Below are 21,174 nucleotides of genomic sequence, written 5' to 3'. Positions count from 1 at the left end.
GGCTCAGCCCTTGCGCGGCGGTCGCGGGCCGCGCGGACGCTCGCCGCCCTCGCGCCCGGTCGAACCGGCGCCGGCCGACGGCCTGCCCGCGCCTCCCGGTCCCCGGCGCTGCGGCCGATCCTGGGCCGCCAGCCCCTTTTTCGTGCCCTGCGGCCGCGCGCCCGGCGCCATCCAGACATTGGCCGAACGCTTGCCTTCCCCAAAAGGCTTCTTGGCCGCCGGCTTGTCGCCGTCGGGAGATGCCGCGCCGCGATCGCCATAGGGTTTTTTCGGACCATCGAAGCGCTTGCCGCTACCGCCGCGCTCCGGCCTGTCCGACCGTTCACCGCGCTGCGGGCGCGGCGCGCGCGTATCAAGCCGGCCGAGGGCATCCTCGCGCCTGGCCTCGCGGGCGCGCTTCTTGTTCGGCGCGGTCTCGCTCGCCGAAATCCAGTCGCCGCGCTTGATGGGCCGCAGATCCTCGGTCGGCTGCTCTGCCTCGACCGGCTTGTTGGAGAAGGGTTTGGCGACAGGCGCGTCGAAATCGGCGCCCGCTTCCTCGATCAGGCGGTCACCAAGCTGGTCGCGCAGCGTCCGTCCCTTGATTTCCTGCACCGAGCCCTCGGGGAGATCGCCGAGCTGGAAGGGGCCGAAGGACAGCCGGATCAGCCGGTTCACGTCCAGTCCGAGATGGGCGAGGACGCGCTTGACCTCGCGGTTCTTACCCTCGCGCAGGCCCAGCGTCAGCCAGACATTGGAGCCCTGCTCCCGGTCGAGCGTGGCCTCGATCGCGCCGTAGAAGACGCCGTCGATGGCGATGCCCTGGCGAAGCTCGTCGAGACGCGCCTGGTTGATCGCGCCATGGGCGCGCACGCGGTAGCGGCGCAGCCATCCGGTTGCCGGCAGTTCGAGGATGCGCGCCAGGCCCCCATCATTGGTCAGGAGCAGCAGACCCTCGGTGGTGATATCGAGCCGCCCGACAGTGAGCACGCGCGGCATATTCTTCGGCAATCGCTCGAAAACGGTCGGACGCCCCTCCGGATCGCGGTTCGTCGTCACCGTCCCGGCCGGCTTGTGGAACAGCCACAAGCGCGTCCGCTCGATCGCTGGCAGCGGCGTGCCGTCGATCTCGATCCGGTCGGCGGCGGTCACGTCCAGCGCGGGCGTGTCGAGCACCTTGCCGTTCACCCGCACCCGGCCGTCGGCGATCATGCCCTCGGCGTCGCGGCGCGAGGCAATCCCCGCCCGCGCCAGCCGCCGGGCGATCCGCATCTTCCCCGGCATTTCAGTGTCCGCGTCGGCGCGGGCCGGCCGATCTACCCGCGGCGGCCGTCCGCCCTTGTCCGCGGATCTTGGCTGGCGCTCGGCGCTTTTGGAATCGTGCTCGAGACGGCCATAGCTGCGCGGCTTCGACGCCGCGCCGTCGCCGCCCTCGCTTCGCGGTCCGCCATGGGAGACCATGCCCCGGCTGCGTGGCGTGAACGGCTTGCGTTCGCCATCCGCGCCACCGGCGCGAGCCGGCCGCTGCCTGTCCGACGAGGGACGGTCAGCGGTTCGGGCCTCGGCGCGCGGACGCAAGGGGCGTTTTTGGCCACCGCCACCGCCACTCTTGTCGCCACGCGCGCCGCCACCCGTCCCCGGCTTGCGGCCGCGGCCTTTCCTGTCGTCGCCGTTCGTCGTATCGCTCATGCCATTGCCTTTGCTGCGGCGGACCCTGGCCTGGGAACCCCTCAGATCGAATAAACGCGCCTTTGTCCGGCATGCCGGATGCGCTAAAGCACCGGTCTCAGGCGCGGCGAAGAGCTCGACGATGCGTCTAGCCGATCCGCGCACCGGCCGTGGATCGCTCTAACAGGTCGTTACCCCCGGAGCGAGAGGAACCCGGCCGTGGCCAGTCAGAATTTCATGGAGATCGCGCTCCACGAAGCCCGCCAGGCGGCCGAACGAGGCGAGACGCCGGTTGGCGCCGTCGTCGTCCGGGCTGGGGAAATCCTCGCCCGGGCGGGCAACGAAACGCGCGCGCGTAACGATCCGACCGCCCATGCCGAAATCCTCGCCATCCGGGAAGCCGCGATGGCACGCGGTTCCGAACGGCTGCCGGACTGCGATCTCTATGTCACGCTCGAGCCATGTGCCATGTGCGCGGCGGCAATCTCCTTCGCGCGCATCCGGCGGCTTTATTTCGGCGCCGGCGACCCGAAGGGCGGCGCCGTCGAGGCGGGGCCACGGTTCTTCAGCCAGCCGACCTGCCACCATGCGCCGGACGTCTATGCGGGGATCGCGGAAAGCGCGAGCGCCTCGATCCTGCGCGATTTCTTTCGCGCCAGACGCTGAGACCGGCAGGCCGAAAAACGCCGAAGCCAAATGCGGCCACAGCGCTCCGCCGAGTCGGTCAGAACGGCAACAGGTCGCGGATTTTCGAACCGAGACCGCCGTTGCTGCCGCGAATTCGCCGCTCCTTGACACTCTCGTCTTCGCCCGGATCGCCGACCGGCGCCGTGGCCGCGGGCTTGCGATAGGCCACCGGCGGCTCGCTCAGATATTTGCGCTGGGTCGGGCTTCCCTGCTGACCTTCGCGCAGACGCTGGCGGACGAGTTCGCCGCGACCTCGCAGTTCTTCGGGCGAAAGTATGGTGTCGCGCCTGTTGCTGTCGAACTTGTGGCCGCTACGAGTCGTGCGATCGAGATAGGCTTGGGTCACGCCTTCCTTGCGCGCCGTCGCGATATCGGCGGGCAACGGCCCATCGCCCTGATAGGCGGCGGCCTGAAGACGCGCGGAGCGCTGTTCCGGCGATTCCGGCCAATTGGGATCGCCAGTCGTATTGCGGGCAGCCTGCGGCGGCGGCAAAATGCTGGTGTTCTCGGGCTTCACCAGATCCGGGCGCGGCGCATAGGCGATCTCGGCGCCTTTTTCGCTGCCGCCCCCGAGGGAAACCATGTTGTTGAGGTCGTCGAACAGCGTCTCGCCCTGCGACTTGCCGGTGCCGTAGGTCGGCCCCAGACAGCCGGAGAGGACCAGCGTCACCGCGCCGATGGCCATCGCATGCGATGCGAGTCGAACTGTCTTCGTCATACGGTACGGCCCCCTAGCCGAATTTGCCGCCCTCAACTCCACGGGAGCGGCGGCCGGCACTCGCCGGACGCGGTCCGCGCATGCCACGAAATTCAGGCGAATTCCGGGCGTTGTTTTAGGCTTCCGTCCGCCGCTGCGCAACCAAGCCGGGCGGTTTTACCCAGGCATCTTGCCAGCGGCGCTTTGAATGGCGGAGGCACGCCCCTGCTCACAGCGAGGCTTGCGCCTCCTGGCGGGCGCGCGCGGTGGCCACACCCAATTCCCGCAAAGCCGCCGCGTCGCGCATCGAAACGTCGGGGAAATCCGGGTCGGATCCGACATCGTCGGTGATCTTCCATGACCGGGCACATTTTGTCCCTTGCGCCTTGCGGAAGACGACGGCGATGCCGGGCGTGTCGGCCAGGCGGAAGGCCTCGGCCGGCCCCGGCTCGCCAGAGATTTCCAGACCGCTGGTGATGGCGATCTCGGCGAAATCGACGGATGCGGCCAGCCTGCGCAGATCGGCGTCGTCGAGATGGAGGAGAGGCGCAGCCTCGAGCGACGAACCGATGGTCTTTTGCCGCCGCTGCTCCTCCAGCGCGCCCATGACGACGCGGCGGATGCGCCGCAGTTTTTGCCAGCGAGATGCGAGCGCCTCGTCGCGCCAGGCCGGATCGGCGTCGCGAAAGGACTCCAGATGCACCGATCGCGCCTGCGGATACCGCGACAGCCACGCCTCCTCCATGGTGAAGGGCAGCATCGGCGCGAGCCATGTCACCAGATGATCGAACAGCGTCCGCACGACCTGCAGCGCCGCCTTGCGGCGGACCGCCGAGGGCGGATCGCAATAGAGCGAATCCTTGCGGATATCGAAGTAGAAGGCCGACAGCTCGACCACGACGAAATCGAGCAGCGCCCGGCTGATCCGCTTGAAGTCGAAGGAATCGTAGCCCTTGCGGACCACCTCATCGAGCTCGGCGAGCCGGTGCAGCATCAGCCGCTCCAGCTCAGGCATCTCGGCCAGCGGCACCGTTTCGCCGGTGTCGTGGGCGAGCGTTCCAAGCATCCAGCGCAGCGTGTTGCGCAGCTTGCGATAGCTGTCGATGTTGGTCTGCAGGATGGTCTTGCCGAGCCGCAGATCCTCCGAATAGTCGGAACTGACCACCCACAGCCGCAAAATGTCGGCGCCGGACTGCTTGATGACGTCCTGCGGGGTGACGACGTTGCCGAGGGATTTGGACATCTTGCGCCCCTCCTCGTCCATGACGAAGCCGTGGGTCAGCACCGCGTCATAGGGCGCCCTGCCCCTGGTGGCGCAGGACTCCAGCAGCGAGGAATGGAACCAGCCGCGATGCTGGTCGGAGCCTTCGAGATAAAGGTCCGCCGGCCATTTCAAATCGGGCCGCTTCTCCAGGCAGAAGGCATGCGTCGAGCCGGAATCGAACCACACGTCGAGAATGTCGCGAACCATGGTCCACTTCGTTCCGTCGTGCTCGTTACCGAGGAAGCGCTCCTTGGCGCCGTCGGCGAACCACGCGTCGGCGCCCTCTTCCGCGAAGGCTTCCAGGATACGGGCGTTGACTGCCTCGTCCTTGAGGATCTCGCCATTCTCGTCGGCGAAGACGCAGATCGGCACGCCCCAGGCGCGCTGGCGCGACAGCACCCAGTCCGGCCGGTCAGTGATCATGCCGCGCAGCCGGTTCTGGCCAGAGGCGGGGACGAAGCGGGTGGCGTCGATGGCGCGGAGGGCGCGGGCGCGGAGGGTGTCGCTGTTTTCGCTCACGCTGTCGCCGCTCACGCGGCTGCGCTCCGCGGGGGCGGCCTGACCGGCCGACGCCCGGTCGGGCTTGCGGCCTTCGGCCGTTCCCTAGCCGCCGAGGTCCTTGTCCATGTGGACGAACCACTGCGGGGTGTTCCTGAAGATCACCGGCTTCTTCGATCGCCAGCTATGCGGGTACTGGTGCTTCAGCCGACCGCGCGCCAAGAGGTTGCCGCGATCGATCAGAGCGGCGATGACGCGCTTGTTGGCGTCACCCTTCTTGCCCTTGTCGTCGATGACGCGCGCGGGGCCACCCTCGGCGTCCGGCCCGAAGCCCGGCGCGTCCCTGGTGTAGAAGCCATCATCGTCGACGGTGAAGGGGATCGCCGTGTCGATGCCGCGCGCTTCGAGATCGCGGCGGGCGGCCATCCAGGCGTCGAAATCCTCGCGGCCATGACCCGGGGCGGTGTGGACGAAGCCGGTGCCGGCCTCGTCGGTGACGTGATCGCCGGCAAGGAGTGGGACCGAGAACTCATACCCTCCGCCAAGGCTTTTGAGCGGGTGGTCAAGGCTCATGTGGGTAAAATCGAGTCCGATGCAGGATGCTGCTCGGATGTAGCCGTCGTCGGGTACTCGGGCCTTCGCAAACACATCTGTGGCTAAGGCATCTGCGAGGATAAGGCGGTCGCCTTGCTTCGCCCAGCGCGGATTTTCGGCGTCATCCGAAGCTGTTACCTCGTAGAGCCCATAGGCAATACGGTCGGAGAAGGCGACGGCACGGTTTCCTGGAATCGTCCAGGGAGTTGTTGTCCAGATAACAACGGCGGCACCTTCATACTTTGCGCGAAGCTCAGGCGGCCCGGAGGTGGCGATCGCAGTAACTGGAAACTTCACCCAGACCGTATCGCTCTCATAATCGTCGTATTCGACCTCGGCCTCGGCCAGCGCGGTCTTTTCCACCACCGACCACATGATCGGCTTGGAGCCGCGATAAAGCTGGCCCGACATGGCGAATTTCAACAGCTCGCCGGCGATCACCGCCTCGGCCCCATAGGCCATGGTCAGATACGGATCCTTGAAGTCGCCCTCGACGCCGAGGCGGCGGAACTCCTCGCTCTGGACGCTCACCCAATGGGCGGCGAAGTCGCGGCATTCCTGGCGGAACTCGTTGACCGGCACCTCGTCCTTGTTCTTGCCCCTGGCGCGGTACTGTTCTTCGATCTTCCATTCGATCGGCAGGCCGTGACAGTCCCAGCCGGGAACGTAATTGGAATCGTAGCCGCGCATCTGGAAGGAGCGAGTGACGACGTCCTTGAGGATCTTGTTCAGCGCATGGCCGATGTGAAGATGACCGTTGGCGTAGGGCGGCCCGTCATGCAGAACGTATTTCGGCCGGCCCGCCGACGCCTTGCGCAAGGTGCCGTAGAGATCCATCGCGTCCCATTTGGCGATCCATTCCGGCTCGGCCTTGGGCAGGCCGGCGCGCATCGGAAAATCGGTCTCGGGCAGGAACAGCGTCCTGGAATAATCGACGGTGCCGTCGGGGATCTTGGTGTCGCTCATGATGTCAGCCATGTCGTCCGCCGCGATCAAGGCGCGGCACAAAGGAAAAAAGCGGTGGTGGCGCGGCGGCCGGCGAACCCGGACCCTCCCCGGCAGAGCCGGTCAGAAGACCGGGCGGCTAATTCGTATGACGAAATGCGCGCGCGGACTGAGCATGGCCCGAGCCTTTAGCAAGTCCGGCGAGCGAAGGAAAGGCGCGCACGATCGACATGCGCAAGCGCGAAGAATCGCGCCGGCAGCTGGGTCGAAGGACATAATTTGGACGTCGCGCTCCGCGAGCACTATCTACCGGTCAGATAGACAGGGGGTCGCAATGCCCAATCTCTTTCGCTTTCTCGCCCGCAACGCGCTGATCGGCTTTTCGGCCGCCGCATTCTTCGTCGCCGTGCTGGCGCTTGCCGATATCGGCGGTTTCGGGACGGTGATCGCCCGATCGGATTCCGGCCCGCTGGCGATCGGGCTGGTCGTCTATTTCCTCGGCCTGACCTTTTCGAGCGTTCAGATCGGCATGGTGATCATGCTCAGCGGGCGCTTTCCCGACGATGACGAGGGGCCGAAGCGCGGCGGGCGCGGCCGCCTGGCCGAGTGGTTCGCTCCGCCGGCCGCTCGCTCGCCGATCATGGCCGCGGCGCCGGCGCCGAGACCAACGCGGCCTCTTCGCGGGTAGATCGATCGCAGACGCGCACATTGCAATGCGCTGTTCATCTCAAGCGACCGTCCTCGCGAGGTCGAGCGCTCATCATGACCGCTCAACGTATTCAGATGAACGGGGGGATGGTCGGGAAAGGTGACGACCAGATCCAGTTCGCCGCCCATCGCTTCGATATAGCTGCGCAGTGTCGACAGAAGCACGTCCGAACGCTTTTCCAGGCGCGAGACATTATCCTGGGTGACGCCCAAGACCTCCGCAAGGCGGACCTGGGTCATTTCGCGTGCTTTGCGCAGCTCCTGAAGCGTCTTGTATTCGGCGATCAGGTTTTTCGAGCGGGCCTTTGCCTGCTTCCTTTGCTCGGCCGTCATGTGTCTTGCAAAGACATGCTTTGCCGAAACCGTCATGGCGAACCTCCTTTCAATCCATCGAGATGCTGATCAAACCGCTTGTCAGCTATCGTCAGGAGCTTCTTGTAAAAGCGCTTTTCGTTCGATCCGGACTTGTCGCCGCCGACGAGCAGAATAGCTTTTCTTTCAGGGTCGAATGCATAGGCGACCCGCCACACACCATTATCCGCCTTGAAACGCAGCTCCTTCATATTGGCGTGCTTCGATCCGTTCAGCGTGTCGGCATGGGGACGGCTGAGGCTAGGGCCAAATTCCTCCAGCAGGCCGACCATCGCGGCGAGTTCGATTTTCACGTCATCTGCGAATTCACCAAACTCGTCCGCAAATTCGCCGTGAAAGCTGACGGCCCAAACCATGCCGCAGATTATGCACTCGAAGCCATATGCTTTCAAGCACATATATAATCTGACCGGCCGCCCAACCTCTCGGCGTGGGCGCCATCCTCAGAAGGAAATCGCCCGGTCCAGCGCCGAGAGCGGCGCCACGCCGGCGAGCGCCGCCTTCGCCTCCTCGGCATCGCGATCCATCTGGGCGACAAGCGCCCCGGCGCTCTCGAAACGCGCCTCGCCGCGCAAAAAAGCAAAGATCGAGACGTCGACAGTCTCGCCATAGAGATCGCCGGAAAAGTCGAACAGGAACGTCTCGAACAGCGTCGCGCCATTGTCGAAGGTCGGGCGGCGGCCGAAGCTGGCGACGCCGTCATGGAGCATTCCGTCGGCACGGCGCAGGCGCACGGCATAGATGCCGTGTTTCAGCATCTCGTCGGGCGCAAGCACCAGATTGGCGGTCGGATAACCAAGGCTACGGCCGAGCTTCTGGCCATGGATAATGTCGCCACGAATCGTCCAGCGATAGCCGAACAGGCCCGCCGCCTCCGCGACGTCGCCGGCTTCGAGCAGCGCGCGGATACGGCTCGACGACACCGTCTCTCCGCCCTCGTCGGCGAAAGCCGGCACCAGCGTCACACCGAAGCCGTGGCGCGGACCCGACTCGGCGAGCGTCTGCGGAGTGCCGCCGCGCTTGGCCCCATAATGAAAGTCGAAGCCGGCGACGACGTGATGCGCCTTCAGGCAATCGACGAGGACGGTCTCGACGAAGGCGTCCGGCTCCAATCCGGCGAAGACGCGGTCGAAAGGCTGCTCGACCACGGCGTCGAAGCCGAGCGCCCCGAGCAGCCGCGCCTTCATCGGGGCCGGCGTCAGCCGCGCCACCGGTTGCTCTGGACGAAACACCGTGCGCGGATGTGGCTCGAAGGTGAGGCAGACGAGCGGCCGACCTTCGGCCTCGGCCAATTCGCGCGCAACGCCGAGCACCGCCTGGTGGCCGCGATGAACGCCGTCGAAATTGCCGATCGCAACGATGCAGCCGGCCAGCCTCGCCGGGACCTCCGCGATGCCGCCAAGCCGCAGCGCGGCGCCTTTCGTCATGTCAGCGTCGCCATGAAAGTGCGGGCGTGGAGACCGCGTCCGCTCAACACCCGCGCGACCGTCTTGGCGTCAGGATCGGGTCCGCCGAACTCGTCGCCATGAACCCCGTCGGTGATCAGCAACGCGTCGATGCCGAAATCGTTGGCGCCCTTGATGTCGGTCATCAGGCCGTCGCCGATGGCGAGTATGCGCGCGCGATCGGAGATGCCGCCCCCCCGGGTCGCCACGTCGTAGATCGGCCGATGCGGCTTGCCCGCGAGATGCACAGTCGCCCCGAGGGCGGCATAATCGCGCGCCAGCGCGCCGGCACAATAAATCAGGCGCTCGCCACGATGCACGACGATGTCGGGATTGGCGCAGATCATCGGCAGGTCGCGGTCCTTGAGACGGGCCAGAAGACCGGCATAGTCGGCGGGCGTCTCCGCCTCGTCGTCGTAGAGACCGGTCGCCACGACCACCGCCGCATCCGTCTCGTCGACCCGCTCGACGCCGAGCCCCTCGAACAGTTCGATGTCCCGTGCCGGACCCAGATGGAAGACCGGCCCGCCGGCCGCCCCGATCAGTGCGCGGGTGGCGTCGCCGGAAGTGACGACCGCGTCATAGGCGTCGCGCGAAAACTCCAGCGCGTCGAGTTGATCGATGACGCTGGCCGAAGGACGGGGCGAGTTGGTCAAGAGAACCACCCTGGCGCCCGCCCCGCGCGCCGCCGTCAAGGCGGCTTCGGCCGCCGGGTGCTTGCGCTCGCCATTGTGGACGACACCCCACACGTCGCAGAACAGCGCGTCGTAGCCGGTGGAAATCTCGGCCAGAGCCTTTATCTTGCGGCTGATGCCGGAATTACCGGAAGTGGTGATGTCCATCGACGGCCCGCTGTCTTTCAACTGATCGCCCGAGGCGATAGAGGGGGGCCGCCGACGGGTCAAGGCGGTGCTTGGCCCGGCCGGCCGTCCGAGGGAGAGAGCCCCACCCGGCTTCGCCAACCCGTAAAAAATCCTGTCGGCCGCTCTGCTCGACATCTTGACATCGCGCCGCGCGCCACCCTATCTGCCTCGTCGTTAGCACTCTCCAATGGTGAGTGCCAAATTCTTCGAGCCGGGTCCCGTTCTGGGTCCGGCCGCATTCGTTCAACGAAGGGTTCAACGAACATGGCAGCTGTGAATTTCCGTCCCCTGCACGATCGCGTCGTCGTACGCCGGGTGGAATCCGAAGCCAAGACCGCTGGCGGGATCATCATTCCGGACACGGCGAAGGAAAAGCCTCAGGAAGGCGAGATCATCGCCGTCGGCTCCGGCGCTCGCGACGAGAGCGGCAAGGTCATCGCGCTCGACGTCAAGGCCGGCGACCGCGTGCTGTTCGGCAAATGGTCGGGCACCGAGGTCAAGCTCAACGGCGAAGACCTTCTGATCATGAAGGAATCCGACATCATGGGCGTCGTCGCCTAAGGCCGGCCATCCGCTCACGAGACGAATTTCCACGAAACTTCAAACGGCGCGGCCTTCGATGGCGCGCCCGGGAGAATTAAGACCATGGCAGCTAAAGAAGTAAAATTCGGCCGCGACGCACGTGAACGCATGCTGCGCGGCGTCGACATCCTCGCCGACGCGGTGAAGGTGACCCTCGGCCCGAAGGGCCGCAACGTCGTCATCGACAAGTCCTTCGGCGCACCGCGCATCACCAAGGACGGCGTCACCGTCGCCAAGGAGATCGAGCTCGAGGACAAGTTCGAGAACATGGGCGCCCAGATGGTGCGCGAAGTGGCCTCGAAGACCAATGACAAGGCCGGTGACGGCACCACCACCGCGACGGTTCTCGCCCAGGCGATCGTTCGCGAGGGTGGCAAGTCGGTTGCCGCCGGCATGAACCCGATGGACGTCAAGCGCGGCATCGACATGGCCGTTCTCAAGGTCGTCGAAGCCCTGCAGTCGTCGGCCCGCAAGATCGAGACCTCGGACGAGGTCGCTCAGGTCGGCACCATCTCGGCCAATGGCGAGAAGGAAATCGGCGAGATGATCGCCGCCGCCATGCAGAAGGTCGGCAACGAGGGCGTCATCACGGTCGAGGAAGCCAAGACCGCCGAGACCGAGCTCGAAGTCGTCGAGGGCATGCAGTTCGACCGCGGCTATCTGTCGCCATACTTCGTGACCAACCCGGAGAAGATGGTCGCCGAGCTCGAGGACGCCTACATCCTCCTGCACGAGAAGAAGCTCTCCAACCTCCAGGCTCTGCTGCCGGTCCTTGAGTCCGTCGTACAGTCCTCCAAGCCGCTGATCATCATCGCCGAGGACGTCGAGGGCGAGGCTCTGGCCACGCTCGTCGTCAACAAGCTGCGTGGCGGCCTGAAGATCGCCGCCGTCAAGGCGCCGGGCTTCGGTGATCGCCGCAAGGCGATGCTCGAGGACATCGCTGTCCTCACCGGCGGCCAGGTCATCTCCGAGGACCTCGGCATCAAGCTCGAGAATGTCACGCTCGACATGCTCGGCCGCGCCAAAAAGGTCTCGATCACCAAGGAAAATACCACCATCGTCGATGGTGCGGGTGAGAAGGAGCAGATCCAGGCCCGTGTCGGCCAGATCAAGGGCCAGATCGAGGAGACCACCTCGGACTACGACAAGGAGAAGCTGCAGGAGCGTCTCGCCAAGCTGGCCGGCGGCGTCGCGGTCATCCGCGTCGGCGGTGCGACCGAGGTCGAGGTCAAGGAAAAGAAGGACCGTGTCGACGACGCGCTCAACGCGACCCGCGCGGCCGTCGAAGAGGGCATCGTCGCCGGTGGCGGCGTCGCTTTGCTGCGCGCCTCCAACGCTCTGACGATCAAGGGCGAGAACCAGGATCAGGAAGCCGGCATCACCATCGTGCGCCGCGCGCTCCAGGCTCCGCTTCGCCAGATCGTCACCAATGCCGGTGCCGAGGGCTCGATCATCGTCGGCAAGATCCTCGACAACTCGTCGGTGACCTTCGGCTACAACGCCCAGTCGGGCGAGTATGGCGACATGATCCAGATGGGCATCGTCGATCCGGTCAAGGTCGTGCGCTCGGCTCTCCAGGACGCGGCTTCGGTCGCCGGCCTGCTGGTCACCACCGAGGCGATGATCTCGGAGGCTCCGAAGAAGGAGTCGGCCGGCGGCGGCATGGGCGGTGGTATGCCCGGCGGCATGGGCGGCATGGGCGGCATGGACTTCTAAAAAAGCCGTCAGGCTTCGCGGAAGGCCATCATCGCGCACCGTAACGATCTGGAAGGGGCTCGGCATCGCCGGGCCCCTTCCTTTTTTACGCGCCCGGCCAACGAATTCCCGCTCGACCACGGGAACGCGACCTCGAAAAACGCGTTTGTTTTCCGAAGCCCGGCAGTTCGCCGGACTATTTTTCCGAAAGGAATGGAATCATGGTTGACAAGAACGAGATCGAGGGCGGCGCCAAGGAAGCCGGCGGCAAGCTCAAGGAAGCAGCGGGCAAAGCCGTCGGCAACGAGCGCATGGAGGCCGACGGCAAGGTCGATCAGGCCGAGGGCAAGACCCAGAAGAATTACGGCAAGGTCAAGGATGCGGTGCGTGACCAGACCAGCTAGCAGTTGCTGATCGTGAGGCTTGATAGGGCCGCTCCCGGTCGGGAGCGGCCCTTTACACGTATGGCGCCAGGTATTTCACGAGCCGCGCGCATTCGTCGCAGGCCCCGCAAGCCCCGCTTCAAGGTGAGGGCGACAGTGTGAACGCAGCGTTCAAACTGGATCTGCCTTTTCGACCTCGCCAGTCGCCGGGCTGCGACTAATTCCCTCCTATCCCAGTTCGTTCCTGTCGCGCGCAGATCGCGTGCGTTTGGCATTCGCCGACCCGAAGGAGGCGTTCCTTGATCAATTTCACGCTCAACGGTGAAGAGAAGACATTCGACGGCGATCCCGACACACCCCTGCTCTGGGTGATCCGTGACGCCGAAAAACTCACGGGCACCAAATATGGCTGCGGCATCGCCCAGTGCGGTGCCTGCACCGTCCATCTCGACGGCATGACCCGCCGCTCCTGCGTCACCCCGATCTCGACCGTCGACGGCTCGAGCGTCACGACCATCGAAGGAGCCGGCGGCCGTGAAGCCGAGGCGGTGCAGGCCGCCTGGACGGCGATCGACGTGCCCCAGTGCGGCTATTGCCAGTCCGGCCAGATCATGTCGGCGGTCTCGCTGCTGCAGTTCAATCCCAAGCCGAGCGACGAGGACATCGACAACGCGATGGCCGGCAACATTTGCCGTTGCGCCACCTATGTCCGCATTCGCCAGGCGATCCATGACGCCGCCGCGAAGCTGGAGGGCTGAGCCATGAATATCCAGACCATTCAAACGACACGGCGCGGCTTCCTCGCCGGCGCCGGCCTGGTGATCGGCGTGAGTCTCGCCATGCGCGGCAGAGCCGCCGCTTCCCTGCTGCAAGGCGCGCCGGCCGGCGCGACGGGGCCGGTTCAAGATCTCAATGCATTCGTGCGCATCGCGCCGGACGGCCTGGTGACGGTGCTGTCGAAACACATCGAGTTCGGTCAGGGTCCTTATACCGGGCTGACGACGCTGGTGGCCGAGGAACTCGACGCCGATTGGAGCCAGATGCGCGTCGCCGCCGCCCCGGCCGATGACGAACTCTATGCCAATCTCGCCTTCGGCATTCAGGGAACCGGCGGCTCGACCGCGATCGCCAATTCCTACGAGCAGATGCGCAAGGCCGGCGCCACCGCGCGGGCGATGCTGGTCGCCGCGGCGGCCGAGGAGTGGGGTGTTTCGGCTGAAGAGATCACCGTCGCAAAAGGCCGCATCCGGCACGCGGCGTCGGGCAAGGAGTCGGGCTTCGGCGAGCTTGCCGAGAAAGCCGCCACCATGGAGGCGCCGGCCGAGCCGAAACTCAAGGATCCGAAGGATTTTGTGCTGATCGGCACCGACCGGCCGAAACTCGACACGCCGGAGAAGACCAACGGTCAGGCGGTGTTCACCCTCGACGTTCTCGCCGACGACATGCTGATCGCCATGGTCGCGCGACCGGCGCATTTCGGCGCCACGGTGAAGAGCTTCGACGACACGGACGCCCGCAAGGTTCCCGGCGTCGTCGACGTAAAACAGATCACAGGGGGCGTCGCGGTCTTCGCCGAGAACACCTTCGCCGCGCTGAAAGGGCGCGAGGCATTGAGCGTCGAATGGGATCTGTCCAAGGCGGAGACCCGCTCCAGTGAGGAGATTTACGACGCCTATCGCGCGCTTTTCTCGGAGACTGGACTGGAGGCCACCAATACCGGCGATGTCGGAGGCGCGATGAATGCCGACGGCACCACGGTGCTGGAGCGCGAGATCGTGTTTCCCTATCTCGCCCACGCGCCGATGGAGCCGCTCGACGCGGTGCTGATCCAGGCCGAGGATGGCTCGATCGATTGCTACAACGGCTCGCAATTTCCCGGCCAGGACAAGGCGGCCATCGCCGAGGTGTGCGGCGTCGACCCGGCCAAGGTGCGGGTCAACACCCAGCTTGCCGGCGGCAGCTTCGGCCGCCGGGCGCAGTTCGGCTCGCCCTACATGCGCGAAGCGGCCGAGGCCTTCAAAGCCTCCGGCATGACCCGGCCGATCAAGCATATCTGGACCCGCGAGGACGACATTCGCGGCGGCTTCTACCGCCCGATCTTCGTCCACAAGCTCAAGGGCGCGATGGACGCCGACGGCAACATCGTCGGCTGGGACCAGCAGATCGCCGGACAATCGGTCATGCAAAAGACCGAACTGGACGAGACCTCGGTCGAGGGCGCGGCGGATCTGCCCTACGCCATTCCCAATCTGCGGGTGTTCTCGCATCAGCCGCAATCGCCGGTGACGGTGCTGTGGTGGCGCTCGGTCGGCCACTCCCATACCGGCTTCGCCGTCGAGACGTTTATTGACGAGTTGCTGGAAAAGGCCGGCAAGGACCCGGTGGAAGGCCGCCTCGCGCTGCTTGCTGACTATCCCCGCCACGCAGGCGCCTTGCGGAAAGTGGCGGAACTGGCCGACTGGGGCTCGGCGGTGACGGAAGGCCGGCAGCGCGGCGTCGCCGTCCACAAGAGCTTCAACACCTATGTCGCCGAGATCGCCGAAGTCTCGATCGGAAACAATGGGGAACCGCGTGTCCACAAGGTCTGGTGCGCGGTCGATTGCGGTGTCGCGGTCAACCCCAACATCATCCGGGCACAGATGGAAGGCGGCATCGGCTACGGCCTCGGCGCCGTGCTGTTCGACGAGATCACCCTCGGCGAGGGCGGCGCGATCGTGCAGTCGAATTTCCACGACTACCGCTCGCTGCGGATCAACGAAATGCCCGAGGTCGAGGTGGCGATCATCGAATCCAGCGAGGCGCCGACCGGCGTCGGCGAACCCGGCACACCGCCGATCGGACCGGCCGTCGCCAATGCCTGGCGCCGCCTGACCGGTCAGCCGGTGCGGCAATTGCCGATTGTCAAGGCGCAGACGTCGTGAACAACGGGATATTCGAAGTGACATCGACAACAATTCTTAAACGTCGTTTGGCCGGTCTGGCTCTGGCCGCGAGCTTCATCCTCGGGGCGGGGCCGAGCCCGGCGCAGGAAAACGTGTCTCAGACGGCGCGCGCCGCCTCTTCGGCTGCCCTTGCCGATGCCGGCGCGGGGTCGCTGAAGTCGGTCGCCGACTTCGATCCCATCGCCGACGAGACGGAGCGCTCGATTGCGATCTTCGAGGAAACCGGCAAGGTACTTCAGGATCCGCGCTGCGTGAACTGCCATCCGCGCGGCGACTCGCCGCTTCAGGGTGACGAGATGGCGCTGCACGAACCGCCGGTGGTGCGCGGCGCCGCCAATTTCGGTGCGCCCGGCATGATGTGCAATACCTGCCACGGCGCCGAGAACGTCGAAATCGTCGCCCAGACGGAGGACATCCAGTCGATCCCGGGCAATCCGAACTGGCATCTCGCGCCGATCGAAATGGCCTGGGAAGGCAAAACGCTCGGCGAGATCTGCGAACAGATCAAGGACGAGAACCGCAACGGCGGCAAGACCCTTGCCGAGCTGGTCGAGCACATGGCGAAGGACGACCTCGTCGGCTGGGGCTGGAATCCGGGCGAAGGCCGCGAGCCGGTGCCGGGCACGCAGGAACAGTTCGGCCAGCTCTACGAGGCCTGGGTCGCGACCGGAGCCCACTGCCCGGCCGCGTAAGGCGATCTGCAGCGACATCCGGCGGGCGGGTCGTGCGATCCGCCCGTTTTCGTTCGGGCGCCGCTGCCGTCGAGTCCTGGCTCGATCTAAACCGATTTTACGCGACCCCGGCCCCTTCCGATCCACGCGTGCGCCAGTTAAGCAGGCCGCAGCGACATGGCAGAGCAGCGAGGGCATCAGATGAGCACCCGGACCGAAACCGATTCCATCGGCGCGATCGAGATCGCGGACGACCGTTATTGGGGCGCGCAGACCGAACGCTCACGCAACAATTTCAGGATCGGCGGCGACCGCCAGCCGATGCCGCTCATCATCGCGCTGGCTCTGGTCAAGAAGGCCGCGGCGCGGGTCAATACCTCGATGGGCCGGCTCGACGGCGAGATATCCGACGCGATCGAGAGCGCCGCCGACGAGATCATCGCCGGCCGGCTCGACGACCACTTCCCGCTCGTCGTCTGGCAGACCGGCTCGGGCACCCAGACCAACATGAACGTCAACGAGGTGATCTCGAACCGGGCGATCGAGATGCTCGGCGGCACGATGGGCTCGAAAAAGCCGGTCCATCCCAACGATCACGTCAATATGAGCCAGTCCTCGAACGACGTGTTTCCGACGGCGATGCATGTCGCCGCGGTCATCGAGACGACAGAGCGACTTATCCCCGCGCTTGACCGGCTCTACGTCTCGCTCGACGCCAAGGCCAAGGAATATGCGTCGATCATCAAGATCGGCCGCACCCATACCCAGGACGCGACACCGGTGACGCTTGGCCAGGAGTTCTCCGGCTACGCCGCCGCGCTCGAACTGTCGAAGAAGCGGATCGGCGATGCCCTCGACGGCGTCTACGCGTTGGCGCAGGGCGGCACGGCGGTCGGCACCGGCCTCAACGCGCCGGAGGGCTTCGACACGGCGATCGCCGCCGAGATCGCCACGCTCACCGGCGAGCCGTTCCGCACGGCGACGAACAAGTTCGAGGCGCTGGCTTCGCACGGCGCGCTGACCTTCTTCCACGGCGCGCTCAATTCGCTGGCGGCCGATCTGATGAAGATCGCCAACGACATCCGCTTCCTCGGCTCGGGACCACGTTCGGGCTTGGGCGAACTCAATTTGCCAGCCAACGAGCCCGGCTCGTCGATCATGCCCGGCAAGGTCAATCCGACCCAGGCTGAGGCGATCACCATGGTCGCGACCGAGATCTTCGGCCACGAGACGACCGTGACAGTCGCCGCCAGCCAGGGACATTTCGAGCTCAACGTCTTCAAGCCGGTCATCGCCAATGCGGTTCTCTCCTCGATCCGGCTCCTGGCCGATTCGATGGAGAGCTTCGCCGAACATTGCGTCGACGGCATCGAGGCCAATGAGGACCGGATCAGGAGCCTGATGGAGCAATCGCTGATGCTGGTGACGGCGCTGGCGCCGACGATCGGCTACGACAATGCGGCGAAGATCGCCAAGACGGCCCATCAGAACGGCACCACCTTGCGTCAGGAAGCGGTGGCCAGCGGCCTCGTCTCGGAGGTCGATTACGACCGGATCGTCGATCCCGCGGCGATGATCCGCCCCGGCTGAGGCGGAAGCGAAGCGGTCGGCCCGATCGTCACCCCTGGTTTTTGATTGTATCACTTTTGGTTGACGTTTCGTCGGCTGCAGACTGGCTGTATTGCTTCCGAATTCGCGTTACCTTCGGGCATCGCAACAGGGAGAGAGGCGCCCTCGCGTTCCTCTCCCGCATACGGAGCCTTTCGGCATGAATGCCAATCTTATCCTCGTCGGCCGGGTTCTCCTGTCGATCATCTTCATCGTCGCCGGTTTCGGCAAGCTCACCGGGGTGGCGGGTTTCGCCGGCTATCTCGGCAGCCTCGGCTTTCCCGCGCCGCTGGTCATGGCCTATCTGACCGGTGCGTTCGAACTGTTCGGCGGCCTGGCGATCCTCGCCGGGTTCCAGACCCGCATCGTCGCGATCGCGCTGGCGGCGTTCTGCGTCGCGACCGGGCTCATCGCCCATCTCGCCGAGCCGAACGTCCTGATGAAGAACATCGCGCTCGCCGGCGGGTTCCTGGTGCTCGCCGGTGCCGGCGCCGGCGCCATGGCCGTCGACAAGGCCAAGCGCGAAAGCCGCTACGCCTGAGCCGCCCTCACGATCGTATGCTCCCAAAAGCGGCCTTCGGGCCGCTTTTTTTTTCGCGGCCGCGCGCCGGCTTACGGCCAGGACGGTCGCATCATGCCCCGCGCTTGCGCGGACGCACGCGTACCGCCGCACGCTCGAGCATGTATTTTTCCGCTTCGATCATATGGCCGCGCATGATCATGCGGCACAGTTCCGGATCGCCCGCCTTGAGCGCCCGCAACAGGCGCACCTGGTAATGCAGGCCGGTCTCGCGCAGGCCGGGATTGGGTTCCTGATAGATCGCCCGGCAGACCGTCATCTCGCGCAACAGGCTCAACAGGAACCGGCCGATGAAGGCCAGCAGCGGGTTGTCGCAATGGCGCGTCAGCTCTTCGTGGAAATCGAGCTCCGCCAGGCGCTGGGCGTATTCCTCCTCCGCGGTCGTCGGCTCGTCCTCATAGAGCCGTATGGTGGACTGCAGGGCCGCGAAGCCGTCCGGCGACAATTTGCCGGCGACGCTCGCGGCGAGTTCCGGCTCGACCCATTTGCGCAGCGCGTAGATATTCGCGATCGAGGGCTGTTCGAACAGAAACAGATTGTCCAACAGGCGAATGGCCTGGTCAGGGCTGACCGAGGAGACGAAAATCCCGCCGCCGGGGCCGGTCTTGCTGGTGATCAGCCCCTGGAATTCAAGGATTTTCAACGCCTCGCGTAGCGTCCCGCGCGAGGCTCTCAGGTCTTGGGAGTGGAACCACTCCGGCGCGATCGGATCGCCCGGCCGCAGGCCGTTCGCGACGATCAGCTCGCGAAGCTGGTCGGCGATGATATCCGGTCGTTTGCGGCGCCTCGAACCGCTGTCCGGCGCGCGCGAGGCCAGGCCGAGGGGGAGCTTTTCCGGCATGGGATCAGGTCGGATCATTGGGATGGTAACAGGCCACGAGATGGTCCGCGCCGGCGCCGGGAATCGGGTCGAGGGGCGGATGCCGGGAGGTGCAGACATCCGTCGCGTTGGGACAGCGCGCGTGAAACGCGCAGCCCGGCGGCGGATTGTAGGGATCGGGCAGTTCGGTGTTGGCGTCTTCCGGAATCAGGTCGTGGCGTCCGGGCGCCGGTGCGGAGCGCATCAACAGATCGGTGTAGGGGTGCCGGGGCGCCGCGAAGACGCTCCGCGCCGGGCCGATCTCGGCGATGCGGCCGAAATACATCACCGCGACGCGGTCGCTGACGCTCTCGACCACCGACAGATCATGGCTGATGAACACATAGGTGAGGCCGAAGCGGTCCTTCAGATCGTCGAGGAGGTTGAGCACCTGCGCCTGGATCGAGACGTCGAGCGCCGAGACCGGCTCGTCGAGAACGATCAATTCCGGTCCCGCGGCAAGCGCCCGGGCGATACCGATGCGCTGCGCCTGGCCACCGGAAAACTCGTGCGGATAGCGCTCGAGGAATTCCGGCGCGAGATTGACGGCGGCCATCAGCTCTTCCAATCGGGCCGCGCGCGCGTCGCCCTTCAGTCCGGCGAGATGTTTCAGCGGCGCCTCGAGAATCGTCCGGATGGTCTTGCGGGGGTTGAGCGAGGCGACTGGGTCCTGGAACACATACTGGACCTTGCGCGCCAGTGCCCGGCGGTCGCGTTTCGCCTCCGCGACGCGGTCGCGGCCGTCCAGCGTGATCCGCCCGGCGGTCGGCAGATCGAGCCCGATCATCAGCCGCGCCAGGGTCGACTTGCCACAGCCCGATTCCCCGACGATCCCGAGCGTCTCGCCCTTCTTCACGTCGAGCGACAGGCTCTGCACCGCGTGAACCGCCGGCTTTTGGGTGCCGAACAGGGTTTGCCCGCCGCCGAAGATCTTGGCGACGTCCTCGATCGCAAGGAGAGTCCGGTCAGACATCGGCTTCCCCTGCTGCCAACGGATGCAGGCAGCGCACCGCCCGCCCGTCGCCCGCGCCGTTCATTGCAATGTCGCCGCTTCGGCAGTCCGCCCGCGCCCGTGGGCAGCGCGCCGCGAAGGCACAGCCGTCCGGCAGGGCGTCGACCAGCGGCGGGCGGCCCGCGATCGCGTCGAGCCGGCGCTCCGGTTCGCCGAGCACCGGCACGCACTGAATGAGCTTCGCCGTATAGGGATGAGCCGGCGCCGACAGGATGGCCTCGGTCGGGCCGGTCTCCACGATCCGGCCAGCATACATCACCGCGACCCGGTCGCAGATCGCCGACACGACGCCGAAATCATGCGTGATGAACAGGATCGCCGTGTCGCGCTCGCGGCGCAGCCGGTTCATCAGTGCCAGGATCTGCGACTGCACGGTCACGTCCAGCGCGGTGGTCGGCTCGTCGGCGATTAGCACTTTGGCGTCGTTGGCGAGCGCCATGGCGATGCAGACGCGCTGGCGCATGCCGCCGGAGAGTTCATGCGGGAACACGTTCAGCCGCTCGGCCGGGCTCGGAATGCGGACCAGATCGAGGAGGTCGATCGCCCGCTTTTTCGCTTGCGAGCCGGTCATGATCTGGTGCGCCCGGATCGCCTCGATCAACTGATCGCCGACGGTGAACAGCGGATGTAGCGTCGACAGCGGGTCCTGGAAGACATAGGCGACGGCGGCGCCGCGCAACTGGCGTATCCGCTCGTCGCTGACGGTGAAAAGGTCTTCCGCGCCGAGAAAGGCCGCCGCGCCGGCGATCCGGCCCGGCGGCGTCGGGACGAGCCCCATGACCGACATGGCGGTGACGGATTTGCCCGAACCGGATTCGCCGACAAGGCCGAGGCATTCGCCTTTCTTCAAGGACAGGTCGATGCCGCCGACTGCCTTGTAGACTGACCCGCCGACATGGAATTCGGTGCGCAAATCCTGAATGTCGAGCACCGCGCCCGCTGTTGGAACGGGCGCTTCGGCGGGCCCATCGCGCATGATAGCGGTACGGGCGACCGGACGGGTCAGGGCGCCGGATCGCAGACGCGGATCGAGGACGTCGCGGATGCCGTCGCCGAACAGATTGATGCTCATCACCAGCGCGAAGATCATCAGGCCCGGGATGACCGAGACATGGGGCGAGG

18 protein-coding genes and 2 pseudogenes are annotated in these 21,174 nt (G+C 65.8%); 10 read left to right on the top strand and 10 right to left on the bottom strand.

Annotation, left to right across the window (positions count from 1 at the left end; translation table 11 throughout):
* Positions 1 to 3: 3 nt before the first annotated feature.
* Complete coding sequence (locus tag MJ956_RS04175; protein ID WP_253963218.1) at positions 4 to 1,668, bottom strand: pseudouridine synthase; 1,665 nt, start codon at positions 1,666 to 1,668, stop codon at positions 4 to 6.
* A 216-nt stretch (positions 1,669 to 1,884) separates the two neighbouring features.
* Here MJ956_RS04175 and MJ956_RS04170 point away from each other — a divergent pair, with 216 nt between their 5' ends.
* A complete protein-coding gene (locus tag MJ956_RS04170; RefSeq protein WP_253963232.1) occupies positions 1,885 to 2,313 on the top strand; it encodes a nucleoside deaminase in 429 nt (142 codons plus the stop codon).
* 58 nt (positions 2,314 to 2,371) lie between these two features.
* Here MJ956_RS04170 and MJ956_RS04165 read toward each other — a convergent pair whose 3' ends face one another.
* On the bottom strand, positions 2,372 to 3,052 hold the full coding sequence (locus tag MJ956_RS04165; RefSeq protein WP_253963217.1) for a hypothetical protein: 681 nt from the start codon (positions 3,050 to 3,052) through the stop codon (positions 2,372 to 2,374).
* 208 nt (positions 3,053 to 3,260) lie between these two features.
* A pseudogene (gene ileS, locus MJ956_RS04160) lies at positions 3,261 to 6,353 on the bottom strand (isoleucine--tRNA ligase).
* A 313-nt stretch (positions 6,354 to 6,666) separates the two neighbouring features.
* Between ileS and MJ956_RS04155 the strand changes: the two are divergent.
* The gene (locus MJ956_RS04155; RefSeq protein ID WP_253963216.1) at positions 6,667 to 7,020 is read left to right on the top strand and encodes a hypothetical protein; all 354 of its coding nucleotides are present in this window, start codon (positions 6,667 to 6,669) and stop codon (positions 7,018 to 7,020) included.
* Positions 7,021 to 7,154: 134 nt separating this feature from the next.
* Here the strand turns inward: MJ956_RS04155 and MJ956_RS04150 are convergent.
* From MJ956_RS04150 to MJ956_RS04135, 4 genes and pseudogenes are all read right to left on the bottom strand, one after another.
* Positions 7,155 to 7,373: pseudogene (locus MJ956_RS04150) on the bottom strand (helix-turn-helix domain-containing protein); the annotation flags it as partial.
* A gap of 32 nt (positions 7,374 to 7,405) precedes the next feature.
* Complete coding sequence (locus tag MJ956_RS04145) at positions 7,406 to 7,804, bottom strand: type II toxin-antitoxin system RelE/ParE family toxin (protein WP_479768634.1); 399 nt, start codon at positions 7,802 to 7,804, stop codon at positions 7,406 to 7,408.
* A 51-nt stretch (positions 7,805 to 7,855) separates the two neighbouring features.
* A complete protein-coding gene (locus MJ956_RS04140) occupies positions 7,856 to 8,839 on the bottom strand; it encodes a bifunctional riboflavin kinase/FAD synthetase (protein WP_253963215.1) in 984 nt (327 codons plus the stop codon).
* Positions 8,836 to 9,699: a TIGR01459 family HAD-type hydrolase gene (locus MJ956_RS04135; protein ID WP_253963214.1), complete on the bottom strand. Its 864-nt coding sequence runs from the start codon at positions 9,697 to 9,699 to the stop codon at positions 8,836 to 8,838. Before MJ956_RS04135 ends, MJ956_RS04140 begins: the two co-directional genes overlap by 4 nt.
* Positions 9,700 to 9,984: 285 nt before the next feature.
* Between MJ956_RS04135 and groES the strand changes: the two genes are divergently transcribed.
* The 8 genes from groES to MJ956_RS04095 all read left to right on the top strand — a co-directional run bounded on the left by groES (position 9,985) and on the right by MJ956_RS04095 (position 18,142).
* The gene (groES, locus tag MJ956_RS04130; RefSeq protein WP_253963213.1) at positions 9,985 to 10,281 is read left to right on the top strand and encodes a co-chaperone GroES; all 297 of its coding nucleotides are present in this window, start codon (positions 9,985 to 9,987) and stop codon (positions 10,279 to 10,281) included.
* An 84-nt stretch (positions 10,282 to 10,365) separates the two neighbouring features.
* Entirely contained in the window at positions 10,366 to 12,018 is a 1,653-nt protein-coding gene (gene groL / locus MJ956_RS04125; protein ID WP_253963212.1) for a chaperonin GroEL, read from the top strand.
* Positions 12,019 to 12,218: 200 nt separating this feature from the next.
* The gene (locus MJ956_RS04120; protein ID WP_253963211.1) at positions 12,219 to 12,401 is read left to right on the top strand and encodes a CsbD family protein; all 183 of its coding nucleotides are present in this window, start codon (positions 12,219 to 12,221) and stop codon (positions 12,399 to 12,401) included.
* Between the two features lie 278 nt (positions 12,402 to 12,679).
* Entirely contained in the window at positions 12,680 to 13,138 is a 459-nt protein-coding gene (locus tag MJ956_RS04115; protein ID WP_253963210.1) for a (2Fe-2S)-binding protein, read from the top strand.
* A 3-nt stretch (positions 13,139 to 13,141) separates the two neighbouring features.
* A complete protein-coding gene (locus tag MJ956_RS04110; protein WP_253963209.1) occupies positions 13,142 to 15,301 on the top strand; it encodes a xanthine dehydrogenase family protein molybdopterin-binding subunit in 2,160 nt (719 codons plus the stop codon).
* A 17-nt stretch (positions 15,302 to 15,318) separates the two neighbouring features.
* Positions 15,319 to 16,014 carry an Isoquinoline 1-oxidoreductase subunit gene (locus tag MJ956_RS04105; protein WP_423724796.1) on the top strand — a complete coding sequence of 232 codons (696 nt, stop codon included), beginning with the start codon at positions 15,319 to 15,321 and terminating at the stop codon, positions 16,012 to 16,014.
* A gap of 180 nt (positions 16,015 to 16,194) precedes the next feature.
* The gene (fumC, locus tag MJ956_RS04100) at positions 16,195 to 17,583 is read left to right on the top strand and encodes a class II fumarate hydratase (RefSeq protein WP_253963208.1); all 1,389 of its coding nucleotides are present in this window, start codon (positions 16,195 to 16,197) and stop codon (positions 17,581 to 17,583) included.
* A gap of 178 nt (positions 17,584 to 17,761) precedes the next feature.
* Positions 17,762 to 18,142, top strand: coding sequence for a DoxX family protein (locus MJ956_RS04095; RefSeq protein ID WP_253963207.1), 381 nt, complete (start codon positions 17,762 to 17,764; stop codon positions 18,140 to 18,142).
* A gap of 91 nt (positions 18,143 to 18,233) precedes the next feature.
* Here the strand turns inward: MJ956_RS04095 and MJ956_RS04090 are convergent, their stop codons facing one another.
* The 3 genes from MJ956_RS04090 to MJ956_RS04080 form a co-directional block, all read right to left on the bottom strand.
* Positions 18,234 to 19,022 (bottom strand): FadR/GntR family transcriptional regulator, encoded by a 789-nt coding sequence (locus tag MJ956_RS04090; RefSeq protein WP_253963206.1) that lies wholly within the window; start codon positions 19,020 to 19,022, stop codon positions 18,234 to 18,236.
* 4 nt (positions 19,023 to 19,026) lie between these two features.
* Positions 19,027 to 20,013: an ABC transporter ATP-binding protein gene (locus MJ956_RS04085; RefSeq protein WP_253963205.1), complete on the bottom strand. Its 987-nt coding sequence runs from the start codon at positions 20,011 to 20,013 to the stop codon at positions 19,027 to 19,029.
* A partial coding sequence (locus MJ956_RS04080) for an ABC transporter ATP-binding protein (RefSeq protein ID WP_253963204.1) occupies positions 20,006 to 21,174 on the bottom strand: 1,169 nt, incomplete at its 5' end. The genes MJ956_RS04085 and MJ956_RS04080, both read right to left, overlap by 8 nt.

This window comes from Aurantimonas marianensis (assembly GCF_024195285.1).
Lineage (GTDB): Bacteria > Pseudomonadota > Alphaproteobacteria > Rhizobiales > Rhizobiaceae > Aurantimonas > Aurantimonas marianensis.
This window is presented reverse-complemented; position numbering and strand designations above follow the sequence as displayed.